The following is a 24,674-nucleotide window of genomic DNA, read 5'->3' as shown; positions in this document are numbered from 1 at the left end:
ATGGCCACGACCTTTAGATGGAAGCGGCAATGACCATCATTCTTGGCCTGGAATCGAGCTGCGATGAAACCGCGGCGGCGCTGGTGACGGCCGATGGTCGCATCCTGGCGCATCGCCTTGCCACACAGGAGGAGGCGCACCGCCCCTATGGCGGCGTCGTGCCCGAAATCGCGGCCCGCGCTCATGTCGAGGCGCTCAGCCCCCTGATCGAGGCAGCTCTGGCCGATGCGAAGATGAGTCTGGCGGACGTGGATGTCATTGCCGCCACCGCCGGGCCGGGCCTGATCGGCGGGGTGATGGTCGGCCTGGTGACGGCCAAGGCCCTTGCCCATGCGGCGGGCAAGCCGTTGATCGCGGTCAACCATCTGGAGGGGCATGCGCTCTCGCCGCGTCTCGCCGATTCGACCCTGCAATTCCCCTATCTGCTGCTGCTGGTGTCGGGCGGCCATTGCCAGTTGCTCCATGTGCAGGGGCCGGGCGCCTATGCCCGCCTTGCCACCACGATCGACGATGCGGCCGGCGAAGCCTTCGACAAGACCGCCAAGCTGCTGGGGCTGGGCTATCCCGGTGGCCCGCAGGTGGAGAAAGCGGCGGCGCGGGGCAATGCAAAAGCGGTGCCGCTGCCGCGCCCGCTGGTCGGCACGGCCGAACCGCATTTCTCCTTTGCCGGCCTCAAGAGCGCGGTGATGCGCGCCGTCCAGTCCGGCCAATATGGGACCGAGGATATCGCCGCGAGCTTTCAGCAGGCCGTGATCGACTGCCTGATCGACCGCACCCGTCGCGCGCTGGGGCAAAGCGAAGGCGTGACCGCGCTGGTCGTCGCCGGGGGGGTCGCCGCCAACATGGCCATCCGCACCGCGCTTGAAGCGCTGGCTGCCGATCACGGCCTGCCCTTCGTCGCGCCGCCGCTCTGGCTTTGCACCGACAATGCGGCGATGATCGCCTGGGCCGGGGCGGAACGCTATGCGATCGGCCTGGTCGACGATCTCACTTTCCCCGCCCGGCCGCGCTGGCCGCTCGATCCGGCGGCGGAAAAAGCGCGCGGCGCCGGAGTCAAGGCATGAGGGGCGTGAAGGCATGAAGGCAGGAGTCATTGGCGCGGGCGCCTGGGGCACGGCGCTGGCGCAACTGCTGGCCAGCGACGGCCAGGACGTGGCGCTGTGGGCGCTGGAGCCGGATGTGGTCGGCGCGATCAATGGCGTCCATGAAAATCCGCTCTATTTGCCCAGCATCCCGCTCTCGCCCTCGATCCGCGCGACCGGCGACATGGCCGACATGGCGGCCTGCGACCTGTTGCTGGTCGTCAGCCCGGCGCAGCATCTGCGCAGCGTCGTGCGCCAGGCGCCCGCCGGCGTGCCGCTGCTGCTCTGTTCCAAGGGGATCGAGGCGGGCACCAGCCTGCTCATGTCGCAGGTGGCGCAACAGGCGCAGCCGACCGCACCCATCGCCGTCCTGTCCGGCCCGACCTTCGCGCATGAAGTGGCCAGGGGGCTGCCGACCGCCATCACGCTGGCCTGTGAGGATGTCAGCCTTGGCCAACGTCTCGCCGCCCGTATCGCCCGCCCGTCCTTCCGTCCCTATCTGTCCGACGATGTGATCGGCGCGGAAATTGGCGGGGCGGTCAAGAATGTGCTCGCCATCGCCTGCGGCGTGGCCGAAGGCGCGGGGCTTGGCCTCAACGCCCGCGCCGCGCTGATCAGCCGGGGCTTTGCCGAAATGACCCGCTTCGGCCTGGCGCGGGGCGCGCGGGCGGAAACGCTGGGCGGCCTTTCGGGGCTGGGCGATCTCGTCCTCACCTGCTCATCCACCAATTCGCGCAACTTCTCGCTCGGCAAGGGGCTGGGCGAAGGGGCGCGCGCTGCCGACCTGCTCTCCAACCGTCGCACCGTGGCCGAAGGCGCGCATACCGCGCCTGTCCTGCGCGATGCCGCGCGCGCGGCTGGGGTGGAAATGCCGGTGGTGGAGGCGGTCTGCGCCTTGCTCGCCGACGCCGCGCCGCTCGGAACGGTGATCGACGCACTGCTCGCGCGACCGTTGCGGCCCGAATAAGCCGTCGCGCCGTCGCCATATTGCGCCTACAGCAGTTGACAGACATATGATGACGCAGGGGGATCAGGAGGCGTTGGCCACGCAGGCATCCGTGTCGAAGGGGGAGGATGACATCGCCGCCCTGGCCAAAGGTGGGCGAACCAATATTTTCGGTTTCCTGCTGCGACTCGCCGCGCGCCTGCCATTTCTGTTCATTGCCGGGCGCTGGTATGGCGCGGATGCGCTGGGCCGTTTCGCCTATGCCGTGCTGGTGGTGGAATTCGTGGCCCAACTCGCCACGCTGGGCCTGAAACGGGGTCTGGCCGGCGCGCTCAGCCAGACGGAGCGGCCACATGGCCATGTCGTTACCGATGCGCTGGTGGTGACGTTGCTTGCGGCGCTGGTCGGGGCGGTTCTCCTGGTCGCCTTTCCGCAGGCGATGTTCCCCAATAGCGGCATCAACGGCCTCGACCGGCTGCTCGCCTTGGTGGTGATCGCGGTGGCGGTATCGGACGTGGCGCTCGCTGCCTGCGCCTATCGCTTCGATGTGGGGGCGACGGTGCGGGCGCGGTCGATCATCGAACCCTGGGCGATCAGCATCGGTGCCTTCGCCTTCGTCTTTTATTCAAAGCGTGACGGCCTGATCCTCTCCTATGCCGTGTCGATGATCGCGGCGCTGGTCGCCTCGCTTATCCCGATGGCGCGCCATTATGGCATGCCGCACGGCTGGCGGCCTGACGCCGGGCGCTTGTGGCGGCTCGCCCGGCGCAACCTGCCGCTTGCCGCCGCTGACGGCGTCGAATGGGGATCGCGTCGGCTCGACATGGCGATATTGGGCCTGTTCGTCAGCCCGGCGGTGATTGGCGTCTATTATGTCGCACAGCAGGTCGCCTCGCTGCCGCAAAAGCTCAAGACCAGCTTCGACCCCATTCTCGGCCCGGTCATCACCCGCAATCTGGCGGAAAACAATCTCGCCGCCATTGCCCGCCAGGTCAGCCAGGTCGGCTTCTGGATCATCGCCGCGCAGGCCGGCATCGCACTTGCGCTCGGCATTCCCGGCGAAGCGGTAATGGGTCTTGTCGGCCCGCATTTCGTCGGCGGCACCGGTGCGCTTGCGTTCCTGCTGCTGGCCGAAGTGGTGGCTGCCACGGCGGTGGTCAGTGAATCCGCGCTGGTCTATATGGCCCGTCATCGCAATCTCATGATATCGCTCGTCATGATCGGATTGCAGGCGGGCTTCAGCTTCGTCCTGATCCTGCTCGCACGGGAACTGGGGTGGCCGGTGATGTGGGTCGCCGCCGCGCCCGCACTGGCGCTTTGCCTTGCGCTGGGGGTGGGGGCCTTCATCAAGGCGCGGCTGCTGTCGCGGCTGCTGGGCGCGCCGATCAACGCATGGCGCTGGCCGCTATTGAGTGCGGCGGGTGCCGCCTGCATCGTCGGCGCGGCCTTTGTCGCCCTGCCGCCCCGTTTCGAATGGGTCGAACTGGTGGTCGGGGTGTGGGCGATCCTGGGCGTCTATGGCCTAGTCATCTGGCGCTGGGGCTTCGGCCCCGACGATCGCACCCTCTTCCGCAAGCAGAAGCCGGCATAAACGAAACGGCCCGCCTCTCGCCGGAGAGGCGGGCCTTGCTTGTCAGGTGAACCCTGTCAGGCGAACAGTGTGTCGCGGATCACGCCCAGATCCTCTTCGGGGCGTGCGCCCCAGTGGGATATCACCTCGGCTGCTGCCGCCGCGCCCAGCGCCAGCGCATCCTCTACACTGCGACCATCGATATGGGCAGCCAGGAATCCCGCCGCGAACAGGTCGCCCGCGCCGGTCGTGTCGATGATCTGCGCGACCGCAGCGGCCGGTGCTTCATAGCGCACGCCATCGACGATCGCCACCGCGCCCTTTTCGCTGCGGGTCGATACCAGCACCGGGACCTTGCCAGCGAAGCGGGCGAGCGCGGCGTCGAAATCATCGACCTGCGCCAGTGACTGGATTTCACCCTCGTTGGAAAAGAGGATGTCGATCTGGCCATTGTCGATCAGGTCGATGAAGTCGGCGCGATGCCGGTCGATCACGAAATTGTCGGACAGGGTGAAGGCGACCTTGCGGCCCGCCCCGCGCGCCGCGTCGATCGCCGCCCGCATTGCCGCGCGCGGCTGTTCGGGATCCCACAGATAACCCTCCAGATAGAGGATTTTCGCCGACCGGATCAGGTCGAAATCGACTGCCGCTTCCGGCAGGAACTGCGATGCGCCCAGGAAGGTGTTCATCGTCCGCTGCGCGTCCGGCGTGACCAGGATCAGGCAGCGGGCGGTCGGCACGTCGCCCTGGCGAACCGGCGTATCGTAACGGATACCCAGCGCGCGCACGTCATGCGCGAACACCGCGCCCAACTGGTCGTCATTGACCTGGCCGATGAAACCGCATGTCTTGCCCAGCGCGGCAAGGCCCGCCAGTGTGTTGGCGGCGGAACCACCGCTGATTTCCTTAGCCTGGGCCATGTCGGCGTACAGCGTTTCGGCCATGTCGGCGTCGATCAACTGCATCCCGCCCTTGGTCAGCGCATGTTGCGCCAGAAAGGCGTCGTCGCTGCGGGCGAGAACATCGACGATGGCATTGCCGATCGCGACGACGTCAAGCGTGGGATCGGAAGGGGTCACGCAATATCCTTGTCTTGTGAAGGGAATAAAATTTCGTCGTCTCTACCGGGGCGGGCGATCTCATGCAACGGCGCTGATTGACGGGAAAGGGCGTCAGGAGGATAGCAGGGGCATGATCCTGACCGCCGCCTTGCGCGCCTTTCCGTCCATCTTCCATGGCGCGGCGCTGCGCCTGATGGGCAAGACACTGTTGTTGACCCTGTTGCTGTTCGGACTGCTCGCCGCCGCATTCTGGGGCGCATTCCATGCGCTGCGGCTGCATTATGGCTGGGGCGGGGGTGGTGTCGGCGAAGGGGCGGCGACCGTGCTGGTGATGGTCGCGACCGGCTGGTTGCTGTTTCGCGCCACGGCGATGGCGGTGATGGGCCTGTTCGCCGACGACATCGTCGAAGCGGTCGAACGCGATTGCTATCCCCAGGCGGCACTGACCGCCAGCCCGGCTGGCTGGGCGCGCAGTCTGCGCTTCGCGCTGCTGTCGCTCGGCCGGACGATCGGCTGGAACATCGTCGCGCTACCCGCCTATATTCTGCTGCTGGTGACGGGTATCGGCACGATCGGACTGTTTTTGGCCTTGAACGCCTATCTGCTGGGCCACGACATGGCCGACATGGTGGAACCGCGCCATCCCGCCCTGCCGCCCTTGTCGCGCGGCAGCCGGTGGCTCCTTGGCCTCGTTTCGGCGATTCTCTTCCTGGTGCCGGTCGCCAACCTGCTTGCGCCGATCTTCAGCGCGGCTATGGCGGTCCATATGTTGCTCGGCCGAAAAATGTCCGCATGACGACGCTCCGTTGCCTCTGGGCCTCGCTCCTTGCCTTGCCGCTCGCCGCTTGCGGCGCGGGCACCATCGTGCCGCCTTCCGCGCAGGTCGCGCCGCCCGGCCCCCCGGCCAGCGCCTTCATGAAACAAGGCCCGCTCCTCGGTGCCGACGCCCGGCAATTGACCCAGATGTTTGGCCAGCCCCGGCTCGACATTCGCGAGACGACGGTGCGCAAGCTGCAATATGCCAATGGCCGCTGTGTCCTTGACGCCTATCTCTACGCTCCGGCGCGCGGAAAAGAGCCGGTCGTCACCCATGTCGATGCCCGGTCGCCATCGGGCACGGACCTTGATCCTGCGGCCTGCGCGAGTGCGCTCCAGGCAAAATAGCGCGGTGACAGGGATGGGATGCGCGTCGCGCCCATTTGCTTTGCCCGATCACCATCATGCGCCAGGGCGGGGGCCGCATCCCGCCTTTCCGTAAGGGGGTCCAGCCCCTTATTCCGCCGCGATGCCCGCTGCCTTGAACATGTCGGGGTCCGCGTCGATGTTGGCCGCTTCGCCGCCCTTGATCTTCTGGCGACGGTCGAAGGCGTCCCAGACATCGTTCCACTGGCCCCGCGTCGCGCCCTTGCTATATTCGGTCGCGCGGGTTTCGAAGAAATTGGCATGCTCGACGCCGTTCAGCAGCGGGGCGAGCCAGGGGAGCGGATGCTCGTCGATCATGTAGATGGGCTTCAGGCCGAGCTGGCCCAAGCGCCAGTCGGCGATGTAGCGGACATATTTCTTGATGTCCTTGGGCGTCATGCCCGGCACCGGACCCATTTCGAACACGAGATCGACGAACGCATCCTCGATCCGCACCGTTTTCTGGCACATGTCCATGATGTCGTCCTTGACCGCGGGGGTCAGGCAGTTGCGTTCCGCGCAGAAGGCGTGGAACAGCTTGATGATGCCTTCGCAATGGAGGGTTTCGTCGCGGATCGACCAAGTGACGATCTGGCCCATGCCCTTCATCTTGTTGAAGCGCGGGAAGTTCATCAGCATCGCAAAGGAGGCGAAGAGCTGCAAGCCTTCGGTAAAGCCGCCAAACATGGCGAGCGTGCGGGCGATATCCTCGTCCGTGTCGACGCCGAACTGCTGCAGATAGTCGTGTTTGTCCTTCATCTCCTTATATTGCATGAAGGCGCTATATTCGCTTTCGGGCATGCCGATCGTGTCGAGCAGATGCGAGTAGGCGGCGATATGGACGGTTTCCATGTTGCTGAACGCGGTCAGCATCATCTTGACTTCCGTGGGCTTGAACACGCGGCCATATTTTTCGTGGTAGCAATCCTGCACCTCCACGTCGGCCTGGGTGAAGAAGCGGAAGATCTGCGTCAGCAGGTTGCGCTCATGATCGGACAGCTTCTGCGCCCAGTCGCGGCAATCCTCGCCCAGCGGCACTTCTTCCGGCAGCCAGTGGAGCTGTTGCTGGCGCTTCCAATATTCATAGGCCCAGGGATATTCGAAGGGCTTGTAGACCTTGGAGGCTTGGAGAAGGGACATTTGGGGTAATCCTTGGATTGATACGTCATGCCAATGAACGCAGGCATCGCGCTTTAAGAAGCGGGACCCCAGCTTTCGCTGGGGTGACGATTAAGTATGGTTTTGCGTTTGCGTTAGAGCGGATGCACAAACCGATTTGATCTCGCTAAGCGTCAAACTCTCAGGCGCTTGCAACCCACGCGATGCAATTGAGGCGACGCGAGCAGAAGTCTGCTCATCATATCCCAGCAGAGCATTAGCAGCAGGCGTTACGCGCCGACCAAAAATACCGTGCCCTAGCGGGGTTGTACGACCAATATAGCTTGGAGGAAGCCCTTTGCTTTCTAGCATTTGCGCGAGTTCTTCAAGAATATTACCGGACATTCCGCTTCTCCTACTGACAGGCAAGGCACTCGTCATAGTCGGTGGTTTCGCCGATTTCGAACTTGGGCGCGTCGATCGTGTTGTCGGCTTCCACCCCGCCGGCGAAGCCCGCGCGCTGCACGCTCTTCGAGCGCAGATAGTAAAGCGACTTGATGCCCAGTTCCCAGGCGCGGAAGTGGAGCATGAGCAGGTCCCATTTCTCCACGTCGGCCGGGATGAACAGGTTCAGCGACTGTGCCTGGTCGATATAGGGAGTGCGGTCGGCCGCGAGTTCGAGCAGCCAGCGCTGGTCGATTTCGAAGCTGGTCTTGAACACATCCTTTTCTTCCGGGGTGAGGAAGTCGAGATGCTGGACCGATCCGCCCTTCTCCAGGATTGAATTCCACACCGCGCTGCTGTCCTTCGCCTTGGCGACCAGCAGCTTTTCCAGATAGGGATTCTTGATCGAGAAGCTGCCCGACAGCGTCTTGTGGGTGTAGATATTCGCCGGGATCGGTTCGATACAGGCGCTGGTGCCGCCGCAGATGATGGAAATCGACGCAGTCGGCGCGATCGCCATCTTGCAGGAGAAGCGCTCCATCACGCCCTGGTCGGCGGCGTCGGGGCATGGCCCGCGCTCCTGCGCCAGCATCATCGACGCTTCGTTCACCTTGGCATTGATATGCTTGAAGATGCGCAGGTTCCAGGACTTCGCCATCGCGCCTTCGAACGGAAGTCCACGCGCCTGGAGGAAGCTGTGGAAGCCCATGACGCCCAGGCCGACCGAGCGTTCGCGCATCGCGCTATATTTGGCGCGCGCCATTTCCGGCGGGGCGCGGTCGATATAATCCTGCAGCACATTGTCGAGGAAACGCATGATATCCTCGGCGAAGGTCGGATGATCCTTCCACTCGTCCCAGGTTTCCAGGTTCATCGAGGAGAGGCAGCACACGGCGGTGCGGTCGTTGCCGAGATGGTCGCGACCCGTCGGCAGGGTGATTTCCGAACAGAGGTTGGAGGTGGAGACCTTCAGCCCCAGATCCCGGTGATGCTTGGGCATCATCCGGTTTACGGTATCGTTGAACACGATATAGGGTTCGCCGGTGGCCAGGCGCACTTCGACCAGCTTCTGGAACAGGGCGCGGGCGTTGACCGTGCCGCGGATCGACTGATCCTTGGGGCTGCGCAGCGCGAAGTCGGCGCCGTCGCGCACCGCCTCCATGAATTCGTCGGTCAGCAGCACGCCATGGTGCAGGTTGAGCGCCTTGCGGTTGAAATCGCCGCTGGTCTTGCGGATTTCCAGAAACTCCTCGATCTCCGGGTGGGAGATGTCGAGATAGCAGGCGGCAGACCCGCGCCGCAGGCTGCCCTGGCTGATCGCCAGCGTCAGCGAATCCATCACCCGGACGAAGGGGATGATGCCGCTGGTCTTGCCATTCAGGCCCACCGGCTCGCCGATGCCGCGCACATTGCCCCAATAGGTGCCGATGCCGCCGCCACGCGATGCGAGCCAGACATTCTCGTTCCAGGTGTTGACGATGCCTTCCAGGCTGTCATCGACCGAGTTCAGATAGCAGCTTATCGGCAGGCCGCGCCCGGTGCCGCCGTTGGACAGAACCGGCGTGGCGGGCATGAACCAGAGTTGCGAGATATAGTCATAAACACGCTGGGCATGGGCTGCGTCGTCGGCATAGGCAGCAGCGACGCGGGCAAAGAGATCCTGATAGCTCTCACCGGGCAGCAGATAGCGGTCGTTCAGCGTATCCTTGCCGAATTCGGTCAGCAGCGCATCGCGCGACCTGTCGGTCGTGACGGGGAAGCGCCGCGCCAGCACGGTGGAGGATGTGAGCGGTTCGGAGGACGCTGGTGCCATCTCCGCCTGCGTCTTTGCCTCTTCCAGCAGATCGTCCATCACAGTTGCCACGTTGCCACCTTGTCCACTATCCCGAAAGTCCATGCCCGCCCCCGAATGTTCCTGTTTCGTTCGATTCGGTCAAGCGGGTCGCGGGTGAGCCGCGCATCCTAGCATGAACCGTACCGCGCCGGGGACGGAAAAAGGCCCAACAGGGCAGATCGCAAGGTCGGAAACCTCCTTCCGGCGGAGATCGATCCGGCGGCGCAATCACAATCTGTTGGGGAACCCCCGTTAACCCGATACCATGGATAGTGCCATAGCCGCTTGTTGGCGCAAGAGGGTAAATGACAAAATGAGGACTCGGTTCGTCGCCGTCATGACTCGGGTCGGCGATGTTGCGGACGCCGACGCATGGACTTTCCTTGCTCTCGAAAAAGGCAAGGGGTGGCGGATAAAGAAAAAATAAATTGAGGCTTGTCACGCAAATGCGCCGATGGTCGATTCCACCCCTCAATCATGGACGATGGGTTGATGGGAACGCATGATGATTCTCTATTACCACCCCCTTTCTTCCTATTGCTGGAAGGTTCTGATCGCCCTGTATGAAAGCGGCGTGCCATTCGAGCGGCGGATGCTGGAGGAGGAGGGCGTGACGCAGCAATGGCTGGCGCTGTGGCCGATCGCCAAGTTCCCCATATTGCATGACCGCGCGCGCGCCGCCACCGTCGCGGAAGCGAGCATCATCATCGAATATATGGCGCAGCATGAACCGGGCACCTTCCGCCCGATCCCGGCCGATCCCGATGCGGCGCTGGAGGCGCGGCTGATGGACCGGCTGTTCGACAATTATGTCATGACGCCGATGCAGGCGCTGGTCGGCGACCGGCTGCGGCCGGAAGGCGAGCGCGACCCCCATGGCGTGGCGCAGGCGCGCGCGCTGCTGGCCAAGGCCTATGCGCTGATCGGGTCGCGGATCGCGGGCCGGACCTGGGCGGCGGGCGAGACGTTCGGGCTGGCCGATTGTGCCGCTGCGCCGGCGCTTTTCTATGCCGACAAGATCGTGCCGATGCGCCGCGATCATCCCGTCCTGGCCGCCTATCTCGACCGGCTGGAGTCGCGGCCGAGCGTTGCGCGGGTGCTGGAGGAGAAACAGCCCTGGTGGCGCAACTTTCCCTATGCCGATGGCTGATGCTGGACTTGGACGGGATTCCCGATTAGCCGCGCGATGCGAAGACCCGCCGTGCAGGGCGGGCGGCAGATAAGGACTTTGGGAAGATGACGCTCATCAAGACCGCCGACCTGATCGAGAGCGTCGCCGACGCGCTCCAGTTCATCAGCTATTATCATCCGATGGATTATATCCGGGCATTGGGCAAAGCCTATGAAGCCGAAGCCAATCCGGCGGCCAAAGACGCTATCGCCCAGATCCTGACCAACAGCCGCATGTGCGCGGAGGGGCATCGCCCGATCTGTCAGGACACCGGCATCGTCAACGTGTTCATCAAATGGGGCATGGACTGTCGGCTGGATGACAATAGCCGCTCGATGCAGGATGTGGTTGATGAAGGGGTGCGCCGCGCCTATCTCAATCCCGAAAATCGCCTGCGCGCCTCGATCCTGCGCGACCCGGCGTTCAGCCGCCAGAACACGAAGGACAACACGCCCTGCGTGCTGAACGTGGAAATGGTGCCGGGTAACAAGGTTACGATCGATGTCGCGGCAAAGGGCGGCGGCAGCGAGAACAAGACCAAGTTCAAGATGATGAACCCGGCCGATTCGATCGTCGACTGGGTGCTGGAGATGATCCCGCAGATGGGCGCGGGCTGGTGCCCGCCCGGCATGTTGGGCATCGGCATCGGCGGCACTGCGGAAAAGGCGGTCGCGCTGGCCAAGGAAAGCCTGATGGAACCCATCGACATGGGCGAACTCAAGCTGCGCGGGCCGCAGAACAAGATCGAGGAAATGCGGATCGAGATTTTCGACAAGGTCAATGCGCTGGGCATCGGCGCGCAGGGGCTGGGCGGCCTGTCCACCATCCTTGACGTCAAAATCTACGACTATCCCTGCCATGCGGCGGGAAAGCCGGTGGCGATGATCCCCAATTGCGCCGCGACCCGCCACGCCCATTTCACGCTGGACGGGTCCGGCCCGGCCTATCTGGAAGCGCCCAAATTGTCCGAATGGCCGCAGGTCGACTGGAAGCCCAGCAAGGAAGCGATCCGCGTCGATCTCGACACGCTGACGCCGGAGGTGGTGCAGAGCTGGAAGCATGGCGACCGGCTGCTGCTGAACGGCAGGATGCTGACCGGCCGCGACGCCGCGCACAAGCGGATCAAGGACATGCTGGCCAAGGGCGAGAGCCTGCCGGTCGATTTCCAGGGCCGCGTGATCTATTATGTCGGCCCGGTCGATCCGGTGCGCGACGAGGTGGTCGGCCCGGCCGGTCCCACCACCGCGACCCGGATGGACAGCTTCATGGACATGATGCTGGAACAGGGCCTGGCCGCCTGCGTCGGCAAGGCCGAGCGCGGCCCGGCAGCGACCCAGAGCATCGCCAACCACAAGAGCGCCTATCTGATGGCGGTGGGCGGCGCGGCCTATCTGGTCGCGCGCGCGATCAAGCAGTCGCGGGTGGTGGGCTTCGAGGATCTGGGTATGGAGGCGATATACGAGTTCACGGTCGAGGACATGCCCGTGACCGTCGCCGTCGACAGCGAAGGGCAGAATGTTCACCGCCTCGCGCCCCTGGTGTGGCAGGAAAAGATCAAGCGCGAAGGGCTGTTGGAGCAGGCATGATGTCGGTTTGATCCTCCCCAGGCTTGCTTGGGGAGGGGGACCGGCGTAGCCGGTGGAGGGGAACGCGATGCCTCCGGGCAGGAGCACTGTCGAGAAGGCGCGCAAATTCAGGTGCGCCCTTCCCTTTCCCCCCGCTGCGCGCGGGGAGGATTAAAAGAGGCTGATCCGGGTTAAGCCCCAGGAACTCCGTGCCCTTGCCCCGCATTGTCACCGGCACCCTTATACCGCCGGAGCATATCATGTCCTTCACCCAGCTCGATCCGCCCCTGCCCGTTACTGTCGAGGGAAAGGGAAAAGGCTATGCCCTGGCCGTCATCGACTATGGGCAGGAGCATAATCTGATCTGGGTGACGGGTTTGAGCGAGTCGGGCGAAATCTGGTGCGCGCCCAATCCGCTGGTCCGGTTGCAGGGCAATTGGACGATGGGGCGCGAGGCCGCGCCCGATGCGACCGAGCGGATGATGCGGCTGGCGGGCGGCGTTTAGCCCCTGGCGGCCTGCGCGCTTTCCAGCAGGACCGCCACTTGCCGCGCATAGGCGCTCAGCGTGGCGATCACTTCAGATGTCGCCACCTTTCGCCGGCGTGGGTCGATCGCGCAGAGCGTGCCATAGAAATCCCCGTTCGACAGGATGATCGGGAAGGACGCATAGCTTTTGAAGCCGTAGAGGATCGGCACCGGATGGGTGCGCCAATCGGGATCGACCGATGCATCGTCGAAGATGACCGCCTGGCCATGGTCGCGAATCTCGGTGCAGATGGTCTGGGCGATTTCCAGTTCGTCGCCTGGCGTCAGGCCGAACTCGATCTTGTCCAGCACCTGGCAGGCGATCCAGCGCCGCTCGGTCACATGGGCAACGGCGGCAAAGCCCATGTCGGTCAGGCGGCAGACATCGGCCAGAATCGCCCGAATGGTGTCCTGATCGCCATCCGCGATCGCCCGGCTGGTCAGTTCGTCCCCCATGTCGCCGTCATGAAACCGTGCGCAGCGATTGTCCAGTAGGCCGTGCCCGGCAGCCTCCATCAAGGTGACTGGCAAGCGTCATACAGGGCTGGTATCGTTAGCGCATGACGGGGGAACTGGACGCGGCGGGAGACGCCATCACGGGCGCCATGGTGGCGCGGACGGTCGAGCCGGGCCATGGGGAGGCGCATGACGCCGGCCATGGCGCCGGCCATGGCGCCTGCCTGAATTGCGGCGCGGCGATCACCGGAAATTATTGCGCCAGTTGCGGGCAGGCGGCGCATCTGCACCGCAGCTTCGGCGCGATCGGCCATGACCTGGCCCATGGCGTGCTGCATTTCGAAGGCAAGATCTGGACCACCCTGCCTGAACTGGCGTTGCGACCGGGCCATCTGACGCGGCGCTATATCCAGGGCGAGCGCGCGAAGTTCGTGTCGCCTTTCGCCCTGTTCCTGTTTTCCGCCTTCCTGATGTACGCGATCTTCTCACTCACCAGTTATGGCCCGGAAACGGGCAGGATGGTGCAGATGGACAAGGGCGAGATCGCCGCGCTGAAAGGGGAAGAGGCCAAGGCCGACGCCCGGATCGCGAAGATCGAGGCCAGGCTGGCCGCACCGGGCCTGTCGGCCGACCGCAGGCAATCGCTGACCGGCGATCTGGCCGAGGCGCGGGACGAGCGGCAGGCGCTGGGCATGGCGAGCAGCATTACCGATAGGCTGACGGGCGAAGGCATGAATGGCGGCGTCGCCCAGACCGTGGGCAAGACTCTCAGCGCGGCCGCCAGGAACCCGGAGTTCGCTTATTACAAGCTCAAGGCGAACGCCTATAAATTCTCTTGGGCACTGATCCTCATTTCATTGCCTTTCCTCTGGCTGCTCTTTCCTTTCAGCCGCCGCTACCAGATGTACGACCATGCGATCTACATCACCTATTCGATCGCCTTCATGTCCCTGCTCTTTTCGCTCTCCATGGTGCTGACCATGGTGCATGTGACCAGCGGGCTGGTGACGCTGGCGTTGCTGCTGTTCGCTATCTGGCACATGTATCGCCAGTTCAAGGATGCCTATGCCCTGTCGCGGATGGGCGCTTTGTGGCGGTTGCCGTTGCTCTACGGCTTTGCCTGCGTGTCGCTGTCCCTGTTCTTCACCTTCCTGGTGATGATGGGGTGACACCGGGGTAGGACGCATTATAGCGCCCCGCGATGATCACATCCCCAATCTGGTTGCCCGCGACCCTGATCGCAGGGGCGGTGCAGGCGTGGCGCACCGCGATCCAGCGCCGGGTGAGCCACAGCCTGTCGCTCAACGCCGCCGGACTGGTGCGCTATCTCTATGGCATCCCCTTCACCCTGATGCTGCTGGGCGGATATCGCCTGTTCTTTCCCGGAGCGTTGCCGGGGATCGGGCCGGGCTTCCTGCTCTTTTGCGTCGCGGGCGGGCTGGCGCAAATCATCGCCACCAATTTGCTGATCCTGGCGTTCCGATATCGCAATTTCGTCGTGGGCACCGCTTATTCCAAGACGGAGGCGGTACAGGGGGCTGTCCTTTCCTTCCTGTTGCTGGATGAGCGGCTGTCACCGCTCGCCTGGGCCGGGATCGGCTGTGGCGTGATGGGGGTGATGCTATTGTCGACCGGCGGCAAGCGGATGGGGGCGATGGATGTCCTGCGTGCGCTTACCCAGCCGGCCGCATTGACTGGCATCGCGTCCGGCTTTTTCTTCGCGTTGACCGCGATCGGCATCAGGCGTGCGACCCAGGCGGTGGACGGCGGCGACCGCTTCCTTGCGGCGTTGCTCGTGCTGGCGGTAACGGTGCTGCTCCAGACGCTGATACAGGGTGCCTGGCTGATGTTGCGCGAACCGGGCGAGATGCGCCGGGTGTTGCGTAGCTGGCGCGTGTCGGGGCAGGTCGGGCTGCTCTCCGCACTGGGATCGGCCTGCTGGTTCACCGGCTTTGCGACCGCGCCGGTCGCGCTGGTGCGGATCGTTGGCCAGGTGGAGGTCGCCTTCACGATGGCGTTTGGCCATTTCTACCTGAAGGAACGGATGCGGCGCAGCGAGGTGGCGGGATTGTTCTTGGTGGTGAGCGGCGTCGCGCTGGCCCTGATGGGCGCGCTCTGAACCGTCTTTCCGGCCGTTGCAGCGCTAACCCTTCCTTTACCACAACGCGATAGCCATGCATGTTGTGGGAAACGAAGCACACGCCGAATCCGTTGCCAAAGCGGTCATGCAAGTTGCCAGATTATCGGGCGACCTGGGCCTTCGCACGCTCGATTTGCAGGCGGATATCAGCGAACTGGCCGACCGGGTGACACAGCAGGCGCGCACGATCGAGGCGATCAGCGGCGCGGCGGCGCAATTGTCGCGCGACGGCGACAGCGTATCGCTGGCCGGGCAGGAAGCTCGTGAAAAGGCGATTGCGGCCCGCGCCATCATCGATGATTCGGGCCGGCAATTGTCTGCCGCCAACAGCAATTTCGTCGACCTGATCGAACAGGTCAGCCGTATCCATGCGCGGCTCGACGGCTTTGGCGAAGCCCTAAAGACCGTCGCCCATGTCACCAGTGTCATCAGCGGCATCGCCCGGCAGACGAACCTCCTTGCGCTCAATGCCACGATAGAGGCAGCGCGCGCCGGTGATGCCGGGCGCGGTTTCGCCGTGGTCGCCTCCGAAGTGAAGAAGCTGGCGCAGGAGACGGCGGCGGCGACGCACACGATCGAACAGTCCATCGGTGCGCTGACCGGCGAGGCGGGCGGGATGCTGGACAGCATTACCCATGGCGCGCAGACGGCGCGCACGGCGCTCAGCGACACCAAGAATATCGAAACCCTGGTCGACCGGCTGGGCACGCTGATGCTGGGCCTGTCGACCAACAGCGAGGCAGTGGCAGTACGGATCGGATCGATGGTCGGGTCGGCGGCGGAGATTCGCACCGGCCTGTCCGCGTTGGCGAGCACGTCGACGGATAATGCCGACGGGCTGCAACGCCTGTCGGGCCGCGTTTCCACCGCCAGCAACGACACCAACGAATTGCTGCAATATCTGGCCGAAAGCGGCGTCGATATTCCTGATTCGCCCTATATCCGCTTTGGGCTGGACAGCGCGCAACAGGTCAGTCGCGCGATTGAACAGGCGATCGATGCAGGCCTTGTCAGCGAAGCGGCGATCTTCAACGAACATTATGTGCCGATCGCCGGGGCCAACCCGCCCCTTTTCACCCATCCGGTGCAGGATGTGATGCTGCCTGCTGCGCGGGCAGCCCAGGAAAAGGCACGCGCTTTTTCCGGCCTGTTCGGCATGACCTTCACCGACCGCAATGCCTTTGGCGCGGTTGCCATGCCCGAACGTGCGCAGCCTCAGCGTCCGGGCAACATCAACTGGAATCTCGAATATTCACGGCAGGGGCTGATCTTCGAAGGCGATGATACGCGATCGGAATGCCTGACCGTCAAGCCCTTCCGCATCAAGGCTTATCGCCGCCTGACCGCGGATGGAGAGGTGATCCTGCTCAAGCAGGTGATCGCATCCATCCATGTGAAGGGGCGCCACTGGGGCATCCTGCAAATGGCCTATCGGGACCAGGGATAGGCACGCGGCGACGAATCCCTGACTGACCAGGAGCAAGGCCGTGCCGACAGCGGCGTGGCACCCTGATCCATGATCGACATAGCGGCTCTGTGCTGGTCTATCAGACTGGGTGAGGACCGTTGGGCAGCGCACATGACGCATTGCCTGCCACGCCGATCTCTGCCTGCGGATCGTCGGGCCTTGTTGCCTGCCACTGCACGCATCGGATGGCGATTGCCATCAACCGGCAAAGGATGATCCAGACGCCATCGGTCTGGTTATCGATACGCGGTGGCTGGCCTTTGACGCGCGATCAGCCCTCCAACATCCGCACGCCGCGCCGCTTCTTCCACGCCATCGCCACGCCGATCCGCTGTTCCAGCCGGCCGCCCCATTGGGTCGTCAGGCCCTGCGCCTCCAGTTGCGCGACGATGCGATAGCCGATGGCGATCGCGGCGGCCTCGCCCTCCGTGCAGGCGCCGTAATTCAGGTAGAGGCCATGTCCTTCCACTGCTGCTTCGGTATCCTGCATGTGGAAAAAGACATAGCCTTCCACGCGCTCGCCTTCGTCCCGCGCCGCCTCGATCTCGTCCCAGATTTCGGATGCGCCACAGATGCCGCAGCAGGTAAAATTCTGCCGCGCGATCACGCCTTCGGCCTCCAGCGCGACAAAGGCGGCGTCCAGCCGGTCGCAATCGGTGTTCTCGCCCCAGTCCCGTTCGGCGGCGCGATGATCGGCCAGCGCCGCGCGCAGTGCCGCCGACGCCTCGACCCGCAAAAGTGGCCGGGGCAATTCCTCCTCGAACATGTCGTTGGCGTTGGTCAGGATCGCGTCATCATCGAAAAAGCCGCCAGCCACATCGCGCCGCACCAGATCGCGCAACGCTTCAACCGGGTCATAGCTTTGCACAGCGCCTTGCTGCACGCTCGTTTCCGCCCCGTTTCCGAAAATTCGCTGCCCGAAAATCCGATTCCACAAAGATCCGAACATGCGCCTGCCTTGCCTCCCACGATGCGCCGCAACGCCCCATCATGACGCGCGGCATGTCAAAGGGGAAGGGGGCATGATGCGGCCGATGCCGGTGCAGGGGAACATCCGCGCCCTGGCTGTCACCATCGCCGCCTGTTTCCCTGGCACGCATGCCTGCGGACTGGACCGCCGCGCGGATATGACTACATAGCGTCCATGCCGCCAGATACCGCCCCTTCCGCGCCGATCCCGCCCGTATGGGCGACCTTGCGGCGTTTTCTTCCCTATCTCTGGCCTGCCGACTCGGCCGCATTGCGGCGCCGGGTCGCGCTTGCCATGGGGCTGGTGCTGCTGGCCAAGGGCGTCAGCCTCGCCATGCCATTCGCCTACAAGGCCGCGATTGACCGGATGGCGCCGGGGCTGGAACCGGCCGTCGGCCTCGCCATCGCGTTGATCGCCGTCTATGCCGGCGCGCGCTTTGGCAGCGTGCTGTTCGACAACCTCCGCAACGCTGTGTTCGAAAAAGTGGGGCAGGAAGCCGGACGGCGACTGGCCGACGACGTGTTCGTCCATCTTCATCGCCTGTCGCTGCGCTTCCATCTCGACCGGCGCACCGGAGCAGTCACCAAGATTGTCGAACGCGGCACGAAGAGCATCGACACGATGCTGTATTTCCTGCTGTTCAACATCGCGCCCACCGTGCTGGAGCTGGTCGCGGTCTGCGTCATCTTCTTCATAAAGTTCGGCCCCGGCCTGGTCGTTGCGACACTCGTGATGGTGGCGCTTTATATCGGCTTCACCCGCACCGTCACCGAATGGCGCAACCAGTTGCGCCGCGACATGGTGGACATGGACACCAACGCCGTTGCGCATGCCGTCGATAGCCTGCTGAATTTCGAGACGGTCAAATATTTCGGCGCCGAACAGCGCGAAGCGACCCGCTATGGCACGGCCATGCGGCGCTACGCCCGCGCGGCGGTGAAGAGCGAGAACAGCCTTGCCTGGCTCAATATCGGCCAGTCGCTGATCACCAACCTGATGATGGCGGGCGCCATGGCCTATACCGTCTGGGGCTGGAGCGCCGGAAAATTCACAACCGGCGACGTGGTGCTGGTGAACACTCTTCTGGCCCAGCTTTTCCGCCCGCTCGACCTGCTCGGCATGGTCTATCGCACCATCCGGCAGGGTCTGATCGACATGGAGGCGATGTACAAGCTGATCGACACGCCGCAGGAAATTGCCGATGCGGATGGCGCACCGGATCTGCAAGCGCGCGGCGGCGCCGTCCGCTTCGACCATGTCCGTTTCGGCTATGACCCGGAACGCGAAATCCTGCACGATGTCAGCTTCACCGTGCCAGCGGGCCGGACGCTGGCGATCGTCGGGCCATCGGGCGCGGGCAAATCGACCATCGCCCGCATCCTGTTCCGCTTCTATGATATACAGGGTGGGAAGGTCACGATCGACGGGCAGGATATAGCGGGCGTGACGCAGGCGTCGCTGCGCGCCGCGATCGGCATCGTGCCGCAGGACATGGTGCTGTTCAACGACACGGTGGGCTATAATATCGGCTATGGCCGCGAAGGCGCGAGCCAGCAGGAGATCGAGGCGGCGGCCAGGGCGGCATCGATCCACGACTTCATACTCAGCCTGCCGCAGGGATACGACACCCGCGTCGGCGAACGCGGCCTTAAATTGTCGGGCGGTGAGAAACAGCGTGTCGCGATCGCCCGCACGCTGCTCAAAGATCCCCCGGTGCTCGTGCTGGACGAGGCGACCAGCGCGCTCGACAGTCGCACCGAAACCGAAATTCAGACCGTGCTGCGCGACATGACCGCCAAGCGCACGACATTGGTGGTGGCGCACCGCCTGTCCACCGTGGTCGACGCGGACGAAATCATCGTGCTGGACAAGGGCGTGATCGTGGAACGTGGCCGTCATGCCGATCTGGTCAGGGCCAACGGGCTTTATGCGCTGATGTGGACGCGCCAGGCGGCAGAGCGGGAAGCGGTTCCGGTCGAGCCGGGGATCGCAGACATATTCGAAATGGTGGATCGCTGAGTGACACCACGCCACCCGGCGATCCACGGTAGTTTATTGATTTTACGCGATTTCCCAGGCATCAGATGATGTCATCTGATGAGAAATCTCTCTAGTTCTGCGTCGTGACCGTGGTGGTGGTTCGCTCTGCAACCGTCGCGCGCGGCGCGGTGGTGGTTGTCTTGCGCACGATCTTGCGCTTGGGCGCACTGCTGCGCGCCGTGGCGGGCGCAGCCTTCACCGTTTCGGTCGTCACCGTCGTGGTGGCTGGCTTGGCGGCGGCGAGGGCGGCGGCATTACGCGCTGCCTGTGCATCGGCGGCGGCGGAGGCGGCGGCCTGCTCGGCGATAGCGGCGCGGGCGTTGGCGGCATCGGCCTGCTGCTGGGCATTTACCGTGGCTTCGGCCTGAACCTGCGCGTTGGCGTCCATGCGCTGCTGGCCTTCACCGATCGCGGTGTCGGCGGCCTGCTGCGCGTCGAGCGCTGACGCGATCGCCTTCTGCTCCTTGCCACTCTTCAATTCTTCCTGCGCCAGACGCAGGGCGGCTTGCGCCCGCGCCATCAACTCAGGCGAAGCGTTGAGCTTCGCGGCTGCATCGACCTTGCCCTGCGCCTGGGCGATGGCGGCCAGAGCGCGTTCCTCGTCACCGGCAAAGGCCGGGGTGGCGGTCAGGCTAAGGGCGGTAGCGGCCAGCAAGCCGCCCATGGTAGACCCGAAGATATTCTTCATATTTCTCTCCTGTCACTGAAGATGACGGGCAGAGAAACGTGTGCCTTTGTCTGTAAGTTCCTTTATCTGGCGTTCAGGAAAGGGGCAGCGACTTGTACGGGCACCCGCATCAGGCGCCCCGTTTCCTTCTCGATCATTGCCCAGGTCGATCGTGCGGCGACCTTTACCTTGCCATCCGGCCCAGTGAATTCGATCAGCCGGTCGAACCGGGCGCCGCGCGGCGGATCGGGAATCCAGGTACGCGCCGTCACCGTCTCCCCTGCCGTTACATTGCCGCGATAATCGATCTCGTGCCGGGTCACGACCCAGATATAGGCATCGACATGGGCAGGATCGGCATCGCGCGTCCAGTGCTCGACCGACACCTGCTCCATCCATTGCACCCACACCGCATTGTTCACATGACCCAGCACGTCGATATGTTCAGGCAGCGCCATGATCTGTTTGGTGAAGGGGGACGCCATCAGTTCGCCATGCCCAATTGCCACAGGATGAAGGCGAACTCCTCCGCCGTCTCATGCAGGCTTTCAAAGCGCCCTGACTTGCCGCCATGACCCGCGCCCATATTGGTCTTGAGCAGCAGCATATTGTCGTCGGTCTTGGTCGCTCGCAGCTTCGCCACCCATTTGGCTGGCTCCCAATAGGTCACGCGCGGATCGTTCAGGCCCGCCGTCACCATCAGCGGCGGATAGTCCTGCGCCTTGACATGGGTGTAGGGATCGTAAGACCGGATCGTATGGAATGCGGCTTCATCCGCGATCGGATTGCCCCATTCGGGCCATTCGCCCGGCGTCAGGGGCAGCGTCTCGTCCAGCATGGTGTTGAGCACGTCGACAAAGGGCACATGCGCCACCACCGCGCCCCACAGGTCGGGGTCGGAGTTGATCACCGCGCCCATCAGTTCGCCGCCGGCCGATCCGCCCGAAATGCTGATCCGGCCCTTGGCCGTATAGCCGAGATCGATCAGCCTCTTGGCCACATCGACGAAATCGGTGAAGGTGTTGACGCGCTTGTCCAGCTTCCCATCCAGATACCATTGCTGGCCCAGGTCATCGCCACCGCGGATATGCGCCAGCGCAAAGGCGAAGCCGCGATCGAGCAGCGACAGGCGACTGGTCGAAAAGCCCGGCTCCATCGCCAGCCCATAGGCGCCATAGCCATAAAGATGCAGTGGCGCGCTGCCGTCGCGGGGCAGGCCGGCAGGATAGACGATCGATACCGGGATTTGCGTGCCGTCGCGCGCCGCGATCATCAGCCGCTCGGTGGCATAGCGGCTGGCGTCATAGCCTGACGGGATAGCCTGGACCTTCAGCACCTCCAGTTCACCTGTTTCCAGATGATAGTCGTAAATGGTGTCAGGCGTGACCATCGATTCATAACCGATCCGCAACCGGGTCACGTCATATTCGGGATTGTCGTCCAGGCTCGCCGAATAGCTGGCTTCGGGGAAAGGGATGCGCTTTGGCGTATGGGTCGCGTAATCACGCAGTTCGATCTGGTCCAGCCCGTCCTGCCGTCCTTCGGTGACGTAAAAGCCTTTGAAGAGCGTGAAATCGGTCAGATAGAAATTTTGCGAGGGGGCGATCACTTCCGTCCACTGGTCGGGCGCGTCGAGCGTCGCCTTCACCAGCCGGAAGTTGGGATCCGTGTCGTTGGTCTTGATGTAGAGTGTGCCCTCATGCTCATCGACATCATATTCGCGGCCCGGCTTGCGCGCCGCGACCAGTAACGGCTTGGCGGTGGGGTCGTCGGACGGGATCAGCCAGGCTTCGCTCGTCACATGGTCGCCGGTCGCGATGACGATCCACTTTTCCGAGGAGGTAAGGCCGATCGAGACACGGAACCCCTCATCATCCTCGTGGAACAGCTCGACGTCGCTCGCCACATCTTGGCCCAGCCAGTGCAGCCGCGCATTGTCGGTCCGCCAGTTTTCGTTGGCAAGACCATACAATAATCCCCTGCTATCCGCCGTCCACACCAGCGACGATAATGTGTCGGGGATCACCTCAGGCAGGGTTTCGCCGGAAAACAGGTCCTTGATCCGCGCCTCGAACCTCTCCGACCCGTCAGTGTCGATCGCGTAGGCAAGGTAGCGGCCATCCGGGCTGACCGACATCGCGCCTAGCCGGAAATAGTCATGCCCCTCCGCCAGCGCGGGTTCGTCCAGGATCAACTGGTCATCACCGCCATTAACCGGCTTGCGATACCATTTGCGATATTGCGCGCCGGTTTCGAAGGCGCGCCAATAGATATAGTCGCCATCCTTTTGCGGAACCGACTGGTCATCCTCCTTGATCCGTCCCTTCATTTCCTGGAACAGCGTGTCGAGCAGGGGCTTGTGCGGCGCCATCGCCTTCTCGAACCAGGCGTTTTCCGCCTCCAGATAGGCGAGCACCTGCCTGTCCTGAACGTCGGGATAGTTCGGATCGCGCAGCCATGCGTAAGGATCGTCCACCGTGACGCCATGATGCGTGAAGCTGTGCGGGCGGCGCTCCGCGACAGGGGGCAGGGGCGTAGGCTGCATGTGATCGGTCATCAATTATCCATGGGTTTATACAGGGCCATGCGCTGGCATAAGCGCGCTTGCCTCTCTATGTTGTCGGCATGATGGCCGACGCAAGAGGCCCGACATGATCCAAGGGAAATTTGATGTCCAGTTATGAAGATCGCCTCAAGGCCCTGCGCGCGCAACTTGTGCGTCAGAGGCTCGATGGTTTCGTGGTGCCGCTGACCGACGAGCATATGAGCGAATATGTCGGCGCCTATGCCCAGCGGCTCGCCTGGCTGACAGGATTTCAAGGGTCTGCGGGCAGCGCCGTGGTGCTGCCGGAGGAAGCGGCGATTTTCGTCGACGGTCGTTATACGCTGCAAGTGCGCGAGCAGGTGGACGGCGCCCATTGGCAATATGAAAGCGTACCCCAGACATCGATCGCCGCCTGGCTGAAGGATCATGCCGGGCAGGGCGCGCGCATCGGCTATGATCCCTGGCTCCACACTCGCGGCTGGGTCAGCCAAGCGACGCAGGCACTGGCCCTGAAAGGGGCGGAACTGGTCGCGGTCGACACCAACCCTGTCGATGCCATCTGGCCCGATCGCCCGGCGCGCAGCGGTGCCAAGCTGGTGGTGCATGACGATCGCTTCGCCGGTCAGTCGGCGGCGGAAAAGCGTGCCGCGATGGCGGACTGGCTGACGGAGAAAAAGGCCGATGCGGTGGTGCTGTCCGCGCTCGATTCGATCGCCTGGACCTTCAACATCCGGGGCAAGGATGTGGATCGCACCCCCGTCGCGCTTGCCTATGCTATCGTTCATGCCGATGCCACCGCCGACCTTTATGTCGCGCCGGAGAAAATGGATGAGGCTGTCGCCCAGCATCTGGGCAATGCGGTGCGGGTCAGGGACGGTGTGAACTTCGCGACGGCGCTCCGGGATTTCGGCGGAAAAACGGTGGTCGCCGATCCTGAGCGGGCTGTCGCAGCGATCTTCAATCATCTTGATGAAGGTGGCGCGACCGTGCTGTCGCTGCGCGATCCTGCCGTCCTGCCCAAGGCGATCAAAAATGCCACCGAAATCGCCGGTCACAAGGCGGCGCAGGCGCGCGATGGCGCGGCCTTGAGCCGCTTTCTCCACTGGATCGCGGTCGAAGCGCCCAAGGGTGGCCTCACCGAATTGGACGCATCCGACCGGCTGGAAGCCTTCCGCAAGGAAACCGGCCTGCTGGAGGATCTGTCGTTCGACACGATCAGCGGCGCGGGGCCGAACGGCGCGGTGGTCCATTACCGTGTCGAGGAAAAGACGAACCGCCCGATCGAGACGGGCACGCTGTATCTGGTTGATTCGGGTGGCCAGTATCGCGATGGCACCACTGACGTTACCCGCACCGTGGCGATCGGCACGCCCACCGAAGAAATGCGCCGTCGCTTCACACTGGTCTTGAAAGGCCATGTCGCGCTTGCCCGCGCCATATTCCCGAAAGGCACGCGGGGCGGCCAGCTTGATGTCCTCGCGCGGCAATATCTCTGGGCCGAAGGGCTGGATTACGCCCATGGCACCGGCCATGGCGTCGGCAGCTTCCTGTCGGTGCATGAAGGGCCGCAGCGGATCGCCACATTCGGTGGCGGCGATGAACCGCTCGTGGCGGGCATGCTCCTCTCCAACGAGCCGGGCTATTACAAGACCGGCGAATATGGCATCCGCATCGAAAATCTGGTGCTGGTCGAGGAACGGGCGATCCCCGGCGCGGAAAAGGCCATGTTGGGGTTCGAAACATTGACCTATGCACCGCTTGATCGTGCCCTGATCGCCACCGACCTGCTGAGTGGCGACGAGCGCGCCTGGATCGACGCCTATCATGCCAGGGTGCTGGCCCTGGTCGCCCCGCAACTGGAGGGCGATGCGGGCGTCTGGCTCCAGGCTGCGTGCGCGCCTCTCTAAGG

Annotated in this window: 22 protein-coding genes; 13 read left to right on the top strand and 9 right to left on the bottom strand. The window is 63.8% G+C overall.

What is annotated here, in order from left to right; genetic code table 11:
* Positions 1 to 29: 29 nt before the first annotated feature.
* From tsaD to Q4610_RS11690, 3 genes are read left to right on the top strand one after another with little or no spacing between them, the layout of a single operon-like run.
* Positions 30 to 1,064 carry a tRNA (adenosine(37)-N6)-threonylcarbamoyltransferase complex transferase subunit TsaD gene (gene tsaD, locus Q4610_RS11700; RefSeq protein ID WP_304536131.1) on the top strand — a complete coding sequence of 345 codons (1,035 nt, stop codon included), beginning with the start codon at positions 30 to 32 and terminating at the stop codon, positions 1,062 to 1,064.
* A 13-nt stretch (positions 1,065 to 1,077) separates the two neighbouring features.
* Entirely contained in the window at positions 1,078 to 2,049 is a 972-nt protein-coding gene (locus Q4610_RS11695) for an NAD(P)H-dependent glycerol-3-phosphate dehydrogenase (protein ID WP_304536130.1), read from the top strand.
* 46 nt (positions 2,050 to 2,095) lie between these two features.
* Positions 2,096 to 3,619: a lipopolysaccharide biosynthesis protein gene (locus Q4610_RS11690; protein WP_425262558.1), complete on the top strand. Its 1,524-nt coding sequence runs from the start codon at positions 2,096 to 2,098 to the stop codon at positions 3,617 to 3,619.
* Positions 3,620 to 3,675: 56 nt separating this feature from the next.
* On the opposite strand, the gene Q4610_RS11685 is transcribed toward Q4610_RS11690, so the two are convergent.
* Entirely contained in the window at positions 3,676 to 4,677 is a 1,002-nt protein-coding gene (locus Q4610_RS11685) for an adenosine kinase (RefSeq protein WP_304536129.1), read from the bottom strand.
* Between the two features lie 112 nt (positions 4,678 to 4,789).
* On the opposite strand from Q4610_RS11685, the gene Q4610_RS11680 reads away from it, so the two are divergent.
* The gene (locus Q4610_RS11680) at positions 4,790 to 5,455 is read left to right on the top strand and encodes an EI24 domain-containing protein (RefSeq protein WP_304536128.1); all 666 of its coding nucleotides are present in this window, start codon (positions 4,790 to 4,792) and stop codon (positions 5,453 to 5,455) included.
* On the top strand, positions 5,452 to 5,823 hold the full coding sequence (locus tag Q4610_RS11675) for a hypothetical protein (RefSeq protein WP_304536127.1): 372 nt from the start codon (positions 5,452 to 5,454) through the stop codon (positions 5,821 to 5,823). Before Q4610_RS11680 ends, Q4610_RS11675 begins: the two co-directional genes overlap by 4 nt.
* Positions 5,824 to 5,931: 108 nt before the next feature.
* Here Q4610_RS11675 and Q4610_RS11670 read toward each other — a convergent pair whose 3' ends face one another.
* From Q4610_RS11670 to Q4610_RS11660, 3 genes are all read right to left on the bottom strand, one after another.
* Positions 5,932 to 6,981, bottom strand: a complete 1,050-nt coding sequence (locus tag Q4610_RS11670; protein WP_304536126.1) for a ribonucleotide-diphosphate reductase subunit beta — start codon at positions 6,979 to 6,981, stop codon at positions 5,932 to 5,934.
* Positions 6,982 to 7,071: 90 nt separating this feature from the next.
* Positions 7,072 to 7,344 (bottom strand): hypothetical protein, encoded by a 273-nt coding sequence (locus Q4610_RS11665; RefSeq protein ID WP_304536125.1) that lies wholly within the window; start codon positions 7,342 to 7,344, stop codon positions 7,072 to 7,074.
* 10 nt (positions 7,345 to 7,354) lie between these two features.
* Complete coding sequence (locus Q4610_RS11660; RefSeq protein WP_425262562.1) at positions 7,355 to 9,196, bottom strand: ribonucleoside-diphosphate reductase subunit alpha; 1,842 nt, start codon at positions 9,194 to 9,196, stop codon at positions 7,355 to 7,357.
* A 526-nt stretch (positions 9,197 to 9,722) separates the two neighbouring features.
* Between Q4610_RS11660 and Q4610_RS11655 the strand changes: the two genes are divergently transcribed.
* From Q4610_RS11655 to Q4610_RS11645, 3 genes are all read left to right on the top strand, one after another.
* Positions 9,723 to 10,367, top strand: a complete 645-nt coding sequence (locus tag Q4610_RS11655; protein WP_304536285.1) for a glutathione S-transferase family protein — start codon at positions 9,723 to 9,725, stop codon at positions 10,365 to 10,367.
* 86 nt (positions 10,368 to 10,453) lie between these two features.
* Positions 10,454 to 11,974 (top strand): fumarate hydratase, encoded by a 1,521-nt coding sequence (locus tag Q4610_RS11650; protein WP_304536124.1) that lies wholly within the window; start codon positions 10,454 to 10,456, stop codon positions 11,972 to 11,974.
* A 239-nt stretch (positions 11,975 to 12,213) separates the two neighbouring features.
* A complete protein-coding gene (locus Q4610_RS11645; protein ID WP_304536284.1) occupies positions 12,214 to 12,459 on the top strand; it encodes a hypothetical protein in 246 nt (81 codons plus the stop codon).
* Here the strand turns inward: Q4610_RS11645 and Q4610_RS11640 are convergent.
* The gene (locus Q4610_RS11640) at positions 12,456 to 12,935 is read right to left on the bottom strand and encodes a GAF domain-containing protein (RefSeq protein WP_304536123.1); all 480 of its coding nucleotides are present in this window, start codon (positions 12,933 to 12,935) and stop codon (positions 12,456 to 12,458) included. The genes Q4610_RS11645 and Q4610_RS11640 overlap by 4 nt on opposite strands.
* Before the next feature lie 104 nt (positions 12,936 to 13,039).
* Here Q4610_RS11640 and Q4610_RS11635 point away from each other — a divergent pair, with 104 nt between their 5' ends.
* The 3 genes from Q4610_RS11635 to Q4610_RS11625 all read left to right on the top strand — a co-directional run bounded on the left by Q4610_RS11635 (position 13,040) and on the right by Q4610_RS11625 (position 16,522).
* Positions 13,040 to 14,104, top strand: coding sequence for a DUF3667 domain-containing protein (locus Q4610_RS11635; protein ID WP_304536122.1), 1,065 nt, complete (start codon positions 13,040 to 13,042; stop codon positions 14,102 to 14,104).
* A gap of 32 nt (positions 14,105 to 14,136) precedes the next feature.
* A complete protein-coding gene (locus Q4610_RS11630; protein ID WP_304536121.1) occupies positions 14,137 to 15,054 on the top strand; it encodes a DMT family transporter in 918 nt (305 codons plus the stop codon).
* A gap of 106 nt (positions 15,055 to 15,160) precedes the next feature.
* On the top strand, positions 15,161 to 16,522 hold the full coding sequence (locus Q4610_RS11625; RefSeq protein WP_304536120.1) for a methyl-accepting chemotaxis protein: 1,362 nt from the start codon (positions 15,161 to 15,163) through the stop codon (positions 16,520 to 16,522).
* A 292-nt stretch (positions 16,523 to 16,814) separates the two neighbouring features.
* Here Q4610_RS11625 and Q4610_RS11620 read toward each other — a convergent pair whose 3' ends face one another.
* Positions 16,815 to 17,426, bottom strand: a complete 612-nt coding sequence (locus Q4610_RS11620; protein ID WP_304536119.1) for a DUF6891 domain-containing protein — start codon at positions 17,424 to 17,426, stop codon at positions 16,815 to 16,817.
* 261 nt (positions 17,427 to 17,687) lie between these two features.
* On the opposite strand from Q4610_RS11620, the gene Q4610_RS11615 reads away from it, so the two are divergent.
* A complete protein-coding gene (locus Q4610_RS11615; RefSeq protein ID WP_304536118.1) occupies positions 17,688 to 19,532 on the top strand; it encodes an ABCB family ABC transporter ATP-binding protein/permease in 1,845 nt (614 codons plus the stop codon).
* A 91-nt stretch (positions 19,533 to 19,623) separates the two neighbouring features.
* Here Q4610_RS11615 and Q4610_RS11610 read toward each other — a convergent pair whose 3' ends face one another.
* The 3 genes from Q4610_RS11610 to Q4610_RS11600 form a co-directional block, all read right to left on the bottom strand.
* Positions 19,624 to 20,241 carry a hypothetical protein gene (locus Q4610_RS11610; RefSeq protein WP_304536117.1) on the bottom strand — a complete coding sequence of 206 codons (618 nt, stop codon included), beginning with the start codon at positions 20,239 to 20,241 and terminating at the stop codon, positions 19,624 to 19,626.
* A 62-nt stretch (positions 20,242 to 20,303) separates the two neighbouring features.
* Complete coding sequence (locus Q4610_RS11605) at positions 20,304 to 20,705, bottom strand: acyl-CoA thioesterase (RefSeq protein ID WP_304536116.1); 402 nt, start codon at positions 20,703 to 20,705, stop codon at positions 20,304 to 20,306.
* The gene (locus Q4610_RS11600; RefSeq protein ID WP_304536115.1) at positions 20,705 to 22,777 is read right to left on the bottom strand and encodes a S9 family peptidase; all 2,073 of its coding nucleotides are present in this window, start codon (positions 22,775 to 22,777) and stop codon (positions 20,705 to 20,707) included. The genes Q4610_RS11605 and Q4610_RS11600 overlap by 1 nt, the downstream gene beginning before the upstream one ends.
* A gap of 113 nt (positions 22,778 to 22,890) precedes the next feature.
* Between Q4610_RS11600 and Q4610_RS11595 the strand changes: the two genes are divergently transcribed.
* Complete coding sequence (locus Q4610_RS11595; RefSeq protein ID WP_304536114.1) at positions 22,891 to 24,672, top strand: aminopeptidase P family protein; 1,782 nt, start codon at positions 22,891 to 22,893, stop codon at positions 24,670 to 24,672.
* Positions 24,673 to 24,674 lie beyond the last annotated feature (2 nt).

The organism is Sphingobium cyanobacteriorum (assembly GCF_030580935.1).
Classification (GTDB): Bacteria; Pseudomonadota; Alphaproteobacteria; order Sphingomonadales; family Sphingomonadaceae; genus Sphingobium; species Sphingobium cyanobacteriorum.
The sequence above is the reverse complement of the archived record's forward strand: the minus strand, read 5'-3'. Positions and strand labels throughout refer to the sequence as shown.

Excerpts from the sequence above, each read along its gene's own strand:
- Q4610_RS11595 (WP_304536114.1), top strand. The coding sequence starts at position 22,891 with ATGTCCAGTTATGAAGATCGCCTCAAGGCCCTGCGCGCGCAACTTGTG.
- Q4610_RS11650 (WP_304536124.1), top strand. The coding sequence starts at position 10,454 with ATGACGCTCATCAAGACCGCCGACCTGATCGAGAGCGTCGCCGACGCG.
- Q4610_RS11680 (WP_304536128.1), top strand. The coding sequence starts at position 4,790 with ATGATCCTGACCGCCGCCTTGCGCGCCTTTCCGTCCATCTTCCATGGC.
- Q4610_RS11625 (WP_304536120.1), top strand. The coding sequence starts at position 15,161 with ATGCAAGTTGCCAGATTATCGGGCGACCTGGGCCTTCGCACGCTCGAT.
- Q4610_RS11695 (WP_304536130.1), top strand. The coding sequence starts at position 1,078 with ATGAAGGCAGGAGTCATTGGCGCGGGCGCCTGGGGCACGGCGCTGGCG.
- Q4610_RS11630 (WP_304536121.1), top strand. The coding sequence starts at position 14,137 with ATGATCACATCCCCAATCTGGTTGCCCGCGACCCTGATCGCAGGGGCG.
- Q4610_RS11600 (WP_304536115.1), bottom strand. The coding sequence starts at position 22,777 with ATGACCGATCACATGCAGCCTACGCCCCTGCCCCCTGTCGCGGAGCGC.
- Q4610_RS11675 (WP_304536127.1), top strand. The coding sequence starts at position 5,452 with ATGACGACGCTCCGTTGCCTCTGGGCCTCGCTCCTTGCCTTGCCGCTC.
- Q4610_RS11610 (WP_304536117.1), bottom strand. The coding sequence starts at position 20,241 with ATGAAGAATATCTTCGGGTCTACCATGGGCGGCTTGCTGGCCGCTACC.
- Q4610_RS11670 (WP_304536126.1), bottom strand. The coding sequence starts at position 6,981 with ATGTCCCTTCTCCAAGCCTCCAAGGTCTACAAGCCCTTCGAATATCCC.
- Q4610_RS11645 (WP_304536284.1), top strand. The coding sequence starts at position 12,214 with ATGTCCTTCACCCAGCTCGATCCGCCCCTGCCCGTTACTGTCGAGGGA.
- Q4610_RS11605 (WP_304536116.1), bottom strand. The coding sequence starts at position 20,705 with ATGGCGTCCCCCTTCACCAAACAGATCATGGCGCTGCCTGAACATATC.
- Q4610_RS11690 (WP_425262558.1), top strand. The coding sequence starts at position 2,096 with ATGATGACGCAGGGGGATCAGGAGGCGTTGGCCACGCAGGCATCCGTG.
- Q4610_RS11655 (WP_304536285.1), top strand. The coding sequence starts at position 9,723 with ATGATTCTCTATTACCACCCCCTTTCTTCCTATTGCTGGAAGGTTCTG.
- tsaD (WP_304536131.1), top strand. The coding sequence starts at position 30 with ATGACCATCATTCTTGGCCTGGAATCGAGCTGCGATGAAACCGCGGCG.
- Q4610_RS11640 (WP_304536123.1), bottom strand. The coding sequence starts at position 12,935 with ATGGGGGACGAACTGACCAGCCGGGCGATCGCGGATGGCGATCAGGAC.
- Q4610_RS11665 (WP_304536125.1), bottom strand. The coding sequence starts at position 7,344 with ATGTCCGGTAATATTCTTGAAGAACTCGCGCAAATGCTAGAAAGCAAA.
- Q4610_RS11635 (WP_304536122.1), top strand. The coding sequence starts at position 13,040 with ATGACGGGGGAACTGGACGCGGCGGGAGACGCCATCACGGGCGCCATG.
- Q4610_RS11615 (WP_304536118.1), top strand. The coding sequence starts at position 17,688 with ATGCCGCCAGATACCGCCCCTTCCGCGCCGATCCCGCCCGTATGGGCG.
- Q4610_RS11660 (WP_425262562.1), bottom strand. The coding sequence starts at position 9,196 with ATGGCACCAGCGTCCTCCGAACCGCTCACATCCTCCACCGTGCTGGCG.